This is a genomic window from Spartinivicinus marinus, from assembly GCF_026309355.1.
GTDB classification, from domain to species: domain Bacteria; phylum Pseudomonadota; class Gammaproteobacteria; order Pseudomonadales; family Zooshikellaceae; genus Spartinivicinus; species Spartinivicinus marinus.
The window spans coordinates 5,384,147-5,395,710 of record NZ_JAPJZK010000001.1; the positions used below are offsets into that span (position 1 = coordinate 5,384,147).

Consider the following 11,564-nt stretch of genomic DNA (forward strand, 5'->3'; position numbering starts at 1 on the left):
TCGATGACCTAGGTAAGCTGTTTCAGAATAATAGGAATTATTTAGCATAATTTATTAAAAAACTTCCCGTTCATAATCAAGTACAATTTGTTTTGCACTTACATTATCGAGAGGTAGTAATTCACTCATAATAATCCAGCTTAGCCGCCTCTGCTCTGCATAATACTGATCAAACGCCTGCTGTAGTTCTGGTGAGCGTTTTTCCCATTGGTGTTCGGGGATCGGCTTGGACCACTCTTCCATTTCGGGTGGAACGCTAAACTTGTTTTTAAACTTCCAATGTTCAAGAGGGTGAGACCACCATTCACCAATCAAAATACTTAAAAAAAGCTCCCACAATGCTTTACCAAAGGAATTCTCCCGAAAAATATCTATTACTAGCACTAAGAAAGACTTATTTATTACTCTTTCCATATAACCCTCTGGTGCTTTATTAGGGTCATCCTCCATAAAAAGACGAATACACTCCCACTGGGCTTCACAGTCTTTTTCATCACCACAAGCTGCCACCATCGGCACACCTTCATCAACTGCCTCATCAGGGTTTGGAAAAGAAATAGTCAAGCCGGCCATCCCTTGTTTACCTGCAGAACCATAAGAGTGACTTTCAGACACTAAAGCCCTAACCTTTTCCCAGGGTACAATCCAGTGCCTGCCATCTTCCAGTACAATATAAGCTTCCCGTTTTTGGCGATTAAGTCGAAATGGTGGTGGGACAGGTCTGAAGCACCACTTAATAATATAAATAAGTGAAGGCAACATAATGAGGAATAGTAAAATTTCTATACCAAATTCATTATCAATCCAACTTATGAATATACTTAGAAAAATAAAGAAAGTTAATGGTCCAGCACCAGAGCTAATACTATGGGTACTTAGGTCCATAAATACTTCGTTTTTTTGTAAAACTATCCCCCTAAAATCACAGGGTTTTTGGTCTGTGGGTAAAGGTGGTGGTGCAATATAATATTTACTTTCCAAAAAGCCTTTTCTTTTCCAGCCTCGTTGTCTTTGTTTAGACTGTTTTGTGTCCACCCTTTTTTTCCTGCTCCAAATAATACTGATCAAACGCCTGCTGTAGTTCTGGTGAGCGTTTAGCCCATTGTTCTTTGGGGATTGGCTTGGACCATTCTTCCATTTCAGGGGGAATACTTAACCTGTTTTTAAATTTCCAGCGTTCTAATGGGTGGATCCACCAAATACCAAAAAATATAAATACTAAATAGGCTCCAAAAGCGTTATCTTCTTTGCGTAACTCTTTAAAAACCTGAAAAGTGGATTTACTAAACCTTCCTTCAATTAGCCCATCTGGAACGTCTGCTAAATCTCCTTCCATAAAAATACGTATACACTCCCACTGAGCTTCACAGTCTTTCTCATCTCCACATGCAGCCATCATGGGAACCCCTTCATCTACATTGTCATCAGGGTTTGGAAAAGAAATTGTCAGGGCTGCCATCCCTTGTTTACCTGCAGAGCCATAGGAGTGGCTTTCAGACACTAAAGCCCTAACTTTTTCCCAGGGCACAATCCAGTGCCTGCCATCTTCCAGCACAATATAAGCTTCCCGTTTTTGGCGATTAAGGCGAATAGGGGTAGTTACGGGTCTAAAGCACCACTTAATAATATAAATAAGTGAAGGTAACATAATGAGGAGTAGTAAAATTTCTATACCAAATTCATTATCAATCCAAATAACAAATAAACTAAAAAAAATAAATAATGATAATGGTCCTGCACCTGACCTTATCGAATGAGTGCTAAGGTCCATAAATACATCATTTTTTTGTAATACCATACCCCTAAAATCACAGGGTTTTTGCTCTGTGGGTAAAGGAGGTGGCGCAATATAATATTTACTTTCCAAAAACCCTTTATTTTTCCAGCCTCGTTGTCTTTGTTCAGATTGCTTTAGTGTCATCTAAAATCTCCATAAACGCTTTATCGACAACGATTATTTCTTCATTGCTGGGGTAGGGACTATCCCAGCGATCCCGGCCACTTAATAAACCAGCAGAGCCACTATTGGTGATATAAAAACGTAAGCCTTCTTTGCCCCCCAATATTTCTGGTGCAGACTGGGGCTGGTACCAGAGCTGAAGCTCAAAATGGTCTAGTACACCAATAGCTTGCTTGCTAATATTGATACCCCCGCACCGAAATACAGTACCAGGGAATTGATCTCGCTGGTCAATTTGTACATGCTCAGCCCACTGATTAGATAAATTAACACATTCCCCATAACGGCCAACTGCATTTAAACATAGGGATACATTAGGCTGGGTAATAATTAACCCTGGTATTTTAACTGTCAGGTTTAAAGTCCATGCCGTAAAGTCAGCGCGAATGGAATGATCAGAACCAATATGATTGGGATTTTCAGTACCTAATACATAGCCATCAATATGCGGCATATATAAAATTTTAAACAATTCTGCGATATGTTTGGCATTGATTTCAGGTGAACTGGGCGGGTGGCGTACTGACCAACAACTGTTGTTTAACCAGTTTTCCATAGGGGAGTCTTTGGTAAAGGCGTACGCAATATAGCCTACTAAATATAAAAGCCCACCCACAAAAATAACCCAGTTAACCGGTCGCATTCTGGCAGTAAATAAGGCTTCTTGCTCAATAATGGATAAAGCCGCTGCTTTTTTATCTAGGAAAAGGGTATAAAAACCCATGCCTGCCTGAGTAGCATAACCAATGGTTCGAATTGTTTGCCCTGTTACTGTCCATTTCATCCAGTAATGGGCATCATAGTCCTCTGATTGTTCAGCTTCATATAGTTTATCAAGCAATACCTTCATTTCATAGTAAGTAGCTCCTGCACTAACAGCTCCTATAAACATGCCAAATGATATACGAGCTGAAAAGAATCCTAATGATTTTGGGCCAATTGCTCTAATCCCCTTATATCGTAAAGCCTCATCAACCAGAGCCAAAGTAGCTGCTGATGTATAAAAACTGGCCGCTACAAAATCAGCTGTATCCAACCTGTTCCAATAGGGTTTATCTTTAATAGCTGCGATTACATTTAGTAAATTTAAAAAATTTAGGGTAAATACAGCCGCTGGTAATAAGCCACCTACTGGCTGTAATTTGGTCTGGACTTTTTGCACTGGACCAGTGACGACGTTGATCATCTGTTGAGGCGCGTTGCCGATACCTCGTAGCTCAAACAACTGTAGATCTTTCCGGCTAACAAAAGGGCGAAGGTCATCTAAACGTTGTTGGACTTCTTTCAGCTTTAATTGTAGCGTTGGCTTCTGTACGACACTTGCTATTTTCAACTGTCGGATAAGCACCTTTTGTTGTCGTAGCAGCTGATTCTGTTGATTTTTTTTATCGAGTAGCTTTTGTAGCTGTTCAGCGTCTTTGACAATAAGTGTGGCAATTCCCGATAGCCGCAGCGATATCAGCACAGCTAAAAAGGCACCACGAACTGCTGGTTTGCCTTTACTCGCTTTTTCTACAATGCCTTTGAGAATAGGCCCTTGCAACTCAGTGTATAACTTAATAACCTCTTGCTTGATATCAGCAGCCCACTTAGCCATCGTGTCTAGCACTTCTTCCGAAATACCCAGCTTCAGCAGAAGGTTTCTTAAAACGCCTTCATTACCTTGGGTCAGTGCTGTGAATATTTCGTTAGTGCGCTCTGTTGCGTTTAGGTATTCGGCTAAATTGAAATCAAATTCAGTAAAAATGCTCTGCACTAATAAAGAGGTTTGCCCCCCAGCTAAATACTTATTTTCCTGAGTTTGGTTGTTCTGTTCGGCCAGTATTAACTTTTCTGCGAATTTTTCGCCTATCTCATGGGAGCAGATACAAGTTAAACAACCATATAACTTTTTGGTCAGGCCTTCATGGTGTTGATGAAAGTCCTTTTTGGGTAAATACCAGAAGTATTTACAGAGGTTTTCTATAAAAGGCTGACGGTCTTGCACAAGCAATTCATGGGTTTCTTTGTTTTGTACTTTCACCCTGGCTGCGTGATCAATCCAGGCCTCCATTTCTTCTTTTCTGACCCGTTCTTGAATATTTAAACCATCGTTATGAGCAGTTAAAGCTTGTTTTTTATCCTGGTAATAGCGCCAACATAAATCCCAGGCTGGTCGATAAAGGTCTCCCAGATTTTGTTGCAGCTTTTTTTGCGTTCTGGCGTACTGTGCTTGCAGGATTTCACCGGCCCGTTGTTTTTCGTTGTATCCCCCTTTGCCTGTTCCAACCTTGGTTTGCTGCTCAAGCAAATGAAATAGTGTTAAAAAGTCTTCAACATCCTGCTCAGAGACGATCAGCTTTTCATTTCTTACCACTTGATCTTGCAGCATGGTCTGCATTTCTTTTCGGTCAAGTCGGTATAGCGAACGAATAAATTGAGCTAATGTGGTTTTATGCTCTGTTGCTTCAAGCCACAGCTGGTGATTTTTAACCTGAGTATTTTGACTACTTCCTAAATCCAGAGTTACCCCCATAGGGTCGTATATCGCTATCACCTGTGCATTATTAGGATCTTCAGCTACATCACGCCAGGCCTTTGTAGCTGACTTTGTGTCCAGTGGCGTATAACTCCAAGCGCAAGGTAAAGGGCCATCCTTTAACTTATCGGGGAAGCTTTCATATTCATAACGAAGTCGTTTAAACCACAACAACATGCGTGTATGGGTAACAGGGTCATCCTTGTATTTTTCCCAAAGTGAATCAAGTGCTTGATAATAGTCGCGATAGAAACTTTGTTCATTCTTTTTAGTTTCGATCATCCGCTCAATTTTCTTGATATGAGGGTGTAGCTCAGTCACAAGCTCGTCGGCTATATCTACTGGGATACAGTGTGATATATGCTCCTGAATACCCAAACCGCTAACCATAATTGTTTGAAAGTGCCTACTTCTAAAACTGATATCCTGAAACAGTTTGGTGATAGCATCTCTCGCAATGGGGAAGTCAGTAAACGTGACTGATATGTTATGACAGCGTGATACCTCAAAGTAGCTTACCCCACCTTTAGGTGGTTCTTTGCTATGTGGAGCAAACAAGTCTTCTTCCGTCATCAGCCCCTGGTCATTAATCCGATAGCGTGTTAGCTGCTCTGTTTCAAGCTCCCAAAGGTACAAATAACCCTCACGCATGATTCGAAGCCCTACCTGGTGGCTCTGAACTTTAATGTTGGGTTTTAACGTGTCGTATTTAGCATCTACATCAGTAACAGCATAACGAACTGGCCATAGTTTGATTTTTTTCTTCTTATATGGACATTGAGAAACAAGCCCGCCTGGCTCTTGTTCTGACTCAAACATAGCACTATCGTTGGCACTCCGGTCTTTACCTGGTTCTGCCATTGGCTCTGGTTTGGTTTCCGTACCAGGAATAGTTAATACCGTACCAATCTGAAGTAAACGAGGCTCTGTAACGTTATTTAGTGTTTGAAGCTCTTTTACATCAACATTGTATCGTATTGCAATCCACCAAAGGGTATCCCCTTTTTTTACTACATACTTGGCCATAATTCTGTTACTGCTGTGTGGCGAAAGATTCGGCTAAAATCGCGGCTTCTCTAATTCGTTGTGAGGGTGTTTTGGGGCAGCTTTTTGTCAGCAACTGGTGTATTTCTGGGTATAAGCTTGAATTCATTGCATCTGCCCCAAGAAAACCGACGACATTGGCAAAGAAAAAGGTGTCCTTTACGGTTGTGAACTTCATTTCCTGAGCTTTTTTTACCAACTGCAGGGTCCAAGCCAGTTGTTGCTGGTTATCTTTCCCTTTAAATAAATGGGGGAAGTTTTTATTGATATGGTTTTGTAAGCGTTTATGGTATGCCGCGGTTTGTCCCTCAGCAATTCCTTGCCACTGGTTATCGCCTAACACCAAAATACGACGGGTGTCAGTAGGCACTGGATTTGGGTTTTTAAATTGGTACCATTTATCTGCATAACAACGGAATTCTTGCACAATGCCTAGTAAATAACTGAGCTGCTGAGGAGTGGATTGCGATAAAATGGGTTCACACAAATTAGGGGCATATAGCCTGAATAAGCCTGGTTTACCGGAATGGATTTGCACCTGCAACCACCACTGGCAGTGCTTCACTATTTCATCAAATGATGCATCGCTAAATAACACAACCCCCCAATGTTGTTTAACGCCATTTTCCAAGTAGCTATACCAGAGTTCAGAATTGCGCTCGACTTTTACCAGCTCTGGCGACTGCTCCATCATGCCTTTATATTTGGTCATCAAATACAAAGAAAAGCGAGTCGGGTTGTCATCGTGTTGATAAATCCAGCGTTTTATTGAGGGTTCTCTGACAGTATCCAGCAATAAATAACAGGGCAGGTCAGGCCAGGAAAAGTCTAATGTTGTCATGATTTATCCTGTTGTTCCTGCTCACACTCTTCACATATGAGTTGCTCCCAGTTGAAGGCTTTTTTACTGTTTTGCTTTTGTGCCGGTATAGCTAAGGGTTTCTGACCCGCTTTATCTTTATCCGCTTCAGTAGCCTGAGCAGGTTCCTGAATACTTACCCCGCTGCCACTCCCTGGGCTGCCGCCTTCATTGATTTTAATGGTGGCACCTTGAAAGGCGACACCAGATGGGTCTAATTTGGCAAAACTACCGCCGCCTTTTAAAGTGAGTTCCACTCCAGCATCAATGACGACTTTATCACCCGCTTTAATATGGATTTCGTTACCGGCCTGGATCAGGGTTTTGCTACCAGATTTATTGTGTAAACTGTCGCCTATTGTGGTATGGCTGTCTTGTTTGATGCTGATGTATTGGTTGCCATCAATTTTTTGATGATAATGGCCTTTGACTTGTTCATAGCTGTTATTGTCCACAATTAAGTGGCGCTCGTTTTCCACGGTTTCTCGTTTATCATTTCTGACTTGGATATCCAGGTCTTTTTCGGCATGGATAAATACTTGTTCGTTGCCTTTTTTGTCTTCAAAACGAATTTCGTTAAAACCCTCACCGCCTGGGGTACTGTTGGTTTTAATGGTGGTGCGGGTTTTATGATCCGGTAGTTGATAGGGCGGTTTATCTCGGCCGTTATATAAACAGCCCATTACAATGGGTTGGTCTGGGTCGCCGTTGATAAACTTGACTAATACTTCGGTGCCAATCCGAGGTACTTGTAAGTCCCCCCAGTTTTTACCAGCCCAGTTTTGTTTAACCCGTACCCAACAAGAACTATTCTCGTCGTGTTTTCCATCTCGGTCCCAGTGGAATTGAATTTTGATGCGGCCGTATTTATCGCAATAAATTTCTTCGCCTTTAGGGCCAGTAACAAAGGCTGTTTGACTACCCCGAATTTTGGGTTTAGCCACTAAGGGCTGGGTTTTAAATTGGTGGTCTCTGGGGGTGGTCAGGATTTGATTGCGATAGCTGAAGCCTTTACCGGTGTCGTATTCTTCCAACACTTGGGTTTGGCTGCCCTCATGCACGACACCTGTCAGCAACCAATAATGATCGTAGCGGCTGTCATCGTAATTTTTCAGCATGAAGAAATGCCCGGCGGCTACATGGGGGCAATCGCTAAAACCATCGCCGGTTCTTTTGATGGCCTGATAGGCTTTGAGGGTATTTTGCGCTTTTTGTTTACCCGCCTCAGGGGTTTGATAGGATGAGTTATGCTGATAAACCGTTAAACCGCTGAGCCTTGACTGGGTGGCTTCTGCCGTGTCTTTTGTTTCCAGGTCCAGGCGGGGGCGCTCAAAGTTATAATCACGATAAATAACCGTGTTTGGGCTGGCTTTGGTGGTGACATAAAACTGGTTAATAAAATAATGGGTGGTTGCCATACCGGCCTGATATTGATACTCCAGCTCTGGGGTTACCGGAACGGGTTTAAAGCTGTAATGGCTGTCGCTGATTACCATCACACAGTTGTCGTTCGTTTGCTCAAGAAAATAGTGCAGCCCGTCTTCGGCCATCAATCGGTGAATAAAAGCTAAGTCAGATTCCTGATACTGGGTGCAGTAGATACGGGTGGGTAGCTGGCCAGTGATTTGAAACTTGAAATCGTCGGTTGTCAGCCCTGCATTTAACAGTACTTGTCGGATAATGGCATCAGCCGTGAGCTGTTGGAAAATCTTTAAATTGACTCGGTAGTGGAGCAAAGACACTTTTGGCGTCAGCTCAAACCGATAGCTGCAGAAACGACCAATAGGGTCCGACACTTCATTGGCATGAATAATACCGTTAATGTAACGGGGTTCGTCAGCCGTATGGATAACTAACTGGGCAGGCCGCTGGAGAATTTCATCAAGGTCCAGATCAAAATTTTCGCAGACAGTGTCGATAGTAAACACATAAGGGCGGGAGATGCCTTCTTGTCCATCAAACTGGACTACCCGAAGTGTGTCTTCAACCCCTTTGATGGTAAAGGTAAAACGACTTTGGTTTCCTAGATCCATGGCTGACCTTTAATCAATAGGTGTTGCAAAAGCTAATGGATATGAACCACTAGACTTATTTTATGCCGCCTTTTGCGTCACCCTCATAATTAATAAAGAAAGACTGGTGGCTACATTAAAAGGCAAAGGTTAAAAGCGCAAGGGTAGGAACGGTAAGTTAGTAACAAAACGACAGATAAATACTTTTAAATTCCCTAAAAAACATTCTCATTGGTTATATTTAATTTGAGTTGATGGTTTTTTGGTCTATATTTACCCTGCGCGAATAATTTAAGTCAGTTGATTTATTAACCTCTGTTTTCTGAGATTTACCCCTTATTTCAGCTGCTTATATAAGCTAATGGTATGAACCTTCAGGTAGTCTTGTTACTCGAATGATCTATACATGAGCAGATTACTGTCTCCCCATGGATGGCTAATTGTAGTAATACCATGTTTAAACATGAAACATGGGCGAAGAGGGTGTTGCAAGTCCAGTAGTTTTGCGACAGCCTCCTAATGGAGGGGATTATGAAGAAAAGCATTATTATCGGTGCAGCTCTTGCTAGCCTGTTAATGTCAGGTTCGAGCTACGCCATTGATATTAGTGTCAGTGTTGGTGTGGGTAATGCCCGGATTTTTGCAAGCAGTCATCATAGCAGGCCCTATTATGTTGATCGGGTACGCCATGTTCACCGCCATAGTGCCCATTGTGGTCACTTCAAGCCAAGACACCATTATCGCAACCATCGCAATCGCCATTACCGCCAACGGCATGGCTATTATGAACAACGACGTTACCACCAGCCCAGACGCTATTATCGTGAGCCAAGTGGGGTTATTTATTATCGGTCAAATAATCAAGGTCGATATCCCGTAAAGCAGTATCATGGTGGTGGGGTCTATAAAGGCAAAACCATTCGCTATTTACCTAATGGTACCGTGATCGAAAAACGCCGGTATTATCGGTATTAGTATTAATAGTTAGTGGGCCATGCGCAAAAGAAGGTAACAACTTTACGCATGGACCACTAGAGATACTTTTAATCGCTAGGGCGAGAGCGGATCAATCAGCAGCATCTATTAAATCATCATTTCGACAACTATTTTTTAGGTGGCCTTTACGAGTTGGCATGGCAATGAGTGCACCGACAACAATTGCTATACAGGCAAATAATACGTTGATAGTGGCTGTTGCTTGATTAAATAGAATTAAAATAATAGTTGATATCAATGGGGTGCTATAGGCAAGTACACTTAATAATTGCAAATTACCGTGTTTTACTCCGTGATCCCAAGTAAAAAAGGCGATTCCAATCGGGCCAATACCTAAACCAATAATACTCAACCATTGAAATAAATTCAGTTGCCAGTTTGCCTCTTCTAACAATAAGTGAAAAATGGTTGCTAGCAATGCGACACAGCCACAAAATAACCCCACCGTGTCCGTTGGCACATTTTTAATAAATCGACTGGCAACTGAATAGCCAGACCATATTAAGGCACACCCAAATGCAGCAATATAGCCAATACTATATTGTAAATTTAGGCTGGCGTTATTATTGCTAATTAACAGCCAGCAGCCAAAAAAGGCAACAATTGCCCCAACAATATAGCGTTTTAATAATGTTTCATTGGGTAATAGTGAGGAAAATAATACGATAAACAAAGGCCATAAATAGCTTATTAAACTGACATCGACGATCGGTGCGTTTTTAATCGCAAAAAAATAACATAAATGAAAACCAAATAACCCTCCAATCCCTATAAACCAGGCTAACGGAGGCTGTTTAGCAATAGTTATTAAAGACTGTTTGAAAATAGCCCACTTAGTGAGCATGAGTAAAAATGCAATACCAAAGGTTAGCGCCAATAATTGAAAAGGAGGAATAGGGCCGGCTAATTGCGACAATAATGCTAAGGTTCCCCATAAAATGATTGATATCGAGCCAACAATGGTGGATTGCCATTGAGTGAGTTGCATATAAAAACTACCTGATTCGCTTGAAGGTGTAGAGATGCCCTTTAGATTATTCCAAGCAGGCAGGGTTTGTCTTTGCCGAAAAGGTGTTTTACTTTGCTGATATGGTGGTGAGATAACAATATATTTGGGCTAGCGGTAGTAACGAGGAGCATGACCAAAGTACCGACGAAAACGATCACTGAAAGCTGATAAATTACTATAACCCACGGACTCTGCTATTTTTTGGATGGGCAAATTAGAAGTTCTCAATAGGTGTTGTGCTTGTTCCATCCGGAGTTGAAGCTGGTAATGAAGCGGGGGTAAGCCATAAGCCTTTTTGAATACGGTTGATAACTGTCTAGGGCTGAGGTGAACCAGTGCAGCGAGTTGCCCAAGGGTGAGGTTTTCAGTATAGTGGGAGTCAATGTATTGCTTCACCAAAGTGGCTCTTGAGTCTGCTTTTAATAAGCCGTTATTTCCTTGCTCGTGTAGTAACTGTATCAGCAGCTGTATCATTGAGCTTAATATCGGTGTATTTGGACTCATTTGATGAATAGCCAGTTCCTGGTTTAAAAATTGAGCATAATTAGCAATGCTGTTATTCATTGGAATCACAGAAGGCAGTTGTTCAATCAAATATGAAAAGCTACTTGGAACGTCAGCGACTAAAAATAGATTGCCTGCCTGACCTTCAAAGGTATGGTCAGCACCCGCAGGGATAATCGCACAATGCTGTTGATTCACCCATTGTTCATTCCGATTTAGCTTTAAATACAATTGCCCCGCAACCGGTAAAATTAGTTGATGAAAGTCATGATGGTGGGTAAGTGCACCTGCTTGGTATCGTCTTTGCTCTAGGACTAGGGTAGATGAGTCATTCATGGTACGGCTAATGTGAGTTTTTTTTACTATACCTGACATGAGGTGATGTTTGAACCATTTAGCCCTGTAACAAGCTAAGTTGATATGGCTGAGATAATTGTCAATGGTGAAGCAGAGGTCTCTACTGGATTTGTACCCCACAATCAAAGGCACTGCTCTTATAAATATTAGAGTCTTATAAATATTAGAGATGTCTTAGAAGGGATAATCGAACAAGTTTATACCAATTACATAGGAATCACACAAGCTGTGTTTTAAAGAGTTGTTAGCGATTATTTGAAAAATACAAGTGTTTTTACAAACTTTACGCGGCTTGTGTGGATGTT

The 11,564-nt window shown here is 41.7% G+C and carries 8 protein-coding genes; 1 reads left to right on the plus strand and 7 read right to left on the minus strand.

The features are described 5' to 3' along the window. Positions 1 to 54: 54 nt before the first annotated feature. Genes OQE68_RS24160 through OQE68_RS24180 form a run of 5 tightly spaced genes read right to left on the minus strand, consistent with a single transcriptional unit; the run spans position 55 to position 8,414 of the window. Complete coding sequence (locus tag OQE68_RS24160; protein ID WP_266195810.1) at positions 55 to 1,035, minus strand: DUF6708 domain-containing protein; 981 nt, start codon at positions 1,033 to 1,035, stop codon at positions 55 to 57. Then, positions 1,016 to 1,921 (minus strand): DUF6708 domain-containing protein, encoded by a 906-nt coding sequence (locus OQE68_RS24165; protein ID WP_180571139.1) that lies wholly within the window; start codon positions 1,919 to 1,921, stop codon positions 1,016 to 1,018. Before OQE68_RS24165 ends, OQE68_RS24160 begins: the two co-directional genes overlap by 20 nt. Beyond that, the gene (locus tag OQE68_RS24170) at positions 1,902 to 5,504 is read right to left on the minus strand and encodes a toxin VasX (RefSeq protein WP_180571140.1); all 3,603 of its coding nucleotides are present in this window, start codon (positions 5,502 to 5,504) and stop codon (positions 1,902 to 1,904) included. The genes OQE68_RS24165 and OQE68_RS24170 overlap by 20 nt, the downstream gene beginning before the upstream one ends. A gap of 7 nt (positions 5,505 to 5,511) precedes the next feature. Further along, a complete protein-coding gene (locus OQE68_RS24175) occupies positions 5,512 to 6,363 on the minus strand; it encodes a DUF4123 domain-containing protein (protein WP_180571141.1) in 852 nt (283 codons plus the stop codon). After that, positions 6,360 to 8,414, minus strand: a complete 2,055-nt coding sequence (locus OQE68_RS24180; RefSeq protein WP_180571142.1) for a type VI secretion system Vgr family protein — start codon at positions 8,412 to 8,414, stop codon at positions 6,360 to 6,362. Before OQE68_RS24180 ends, OQE68_RS24175 begins: the two co-directional genes overlap by 4 nt. Positions 8,415 to 8,924: 510 nt before the next feature. Between OQE68_RS24180 and OQE68_RS24185 the strand changes: the two genes are divergently transcribed. Next, a complete protein-coding gene (locus OQE68_RS24185; RefSeq protein ID WP_180571143.1) occupies positions 8,925 to 9,368 on the plus strand; it encodes a hypothetical protein in 444 nt (147 codons plus the stop codon). Between the two features lie 91 nt (positions 9,369 to 9,459). Here OQE68_RS24185 and yddG read toward each other — a convergent pair whose 3' ends face one another. Then, positions 9,460 to 10,377, minus strand: a complete 918-nt coding sequence (gene yddG, locus OQE68_RS24190) for an aromatic amino acid exporter YddG (RefSeq protein WP_180571144.1) — start codon at positions 10,375 to 10,377, stop codon at positions 9,460 to 9,462. 129 nt (positions 10,378 to 10,506) lie between these two features. Continuing rightward, positions 10,507 to 11,238 carry an AraC family transcriptional regulator gene (locus OQE68_RS24195; RefSeq protein WP_180571145.1) on the minus strand — a complete coding sequence of 244 codons (732 nt, stop codon included), beginning with the start codon at positions 11,236 to 11,238 and terminating at the stop codon, positions 10,507 to 10,509. Positions 11,239 to 11,564 lie beyond the last annotated feature (326 nt).

What these genes read in the sequence shown, in the direction of transcription:
- OQE68_RS24170 (WP_180571140.1), bottom strand. Translation starts at nt 5,504, where the DNA reads ATGGCCAAGTATGTAGTAAAAAAAGGGGATACCCTTTGGTGGATTGCA.
- yddG (WP_180571144.1), bottom strand. Translation starts at nt 10,377, where the DNA reads ATGCAACTCACTCAATGGCAATCCACCATTGTTGGCTCGATATCAATC.
- OQE68_RS24185 (WP_180571143.1), top strand. Translation starts at nt 8,925, where the DNA reads ATGAAGAAAAGCATTATTATCGGTGCAGCTCTTGCTAGCCTGTTAATG.
- OQE68_RS24195 (WP_180571145.1), bottom strand. Translation starts at nt 11,238, where the DNA reads ATGAATGACTCATCTACCCTAGTCCTAGAGCAAAGACGATACCAAGCA.
- OQE68_RS24165 (WP_180571139.1), bottom strand. Translation starts at nt 1,921, where the DNA reads ATGACACTAAAGCAATCTGAACAAAGACAACGAGGCTGGAAAAATAAA.
- OQE68_RS24175 (WP_180571141.1), bottom strand. Translation starts at nt 6,363, where the DNA reads ATGACAACATTAGACTTTTCCTGGCCTGACCTGCCCTGTTATTTATTG.
- OQE68_RS24180 (WP_180571142.1), bottom strand. Translation starts at nt 8,414, where the DNA reads ATGGATCTAGGAAACCAAAGTCGTTTTACCTTTACCATCAAAGGGGTT.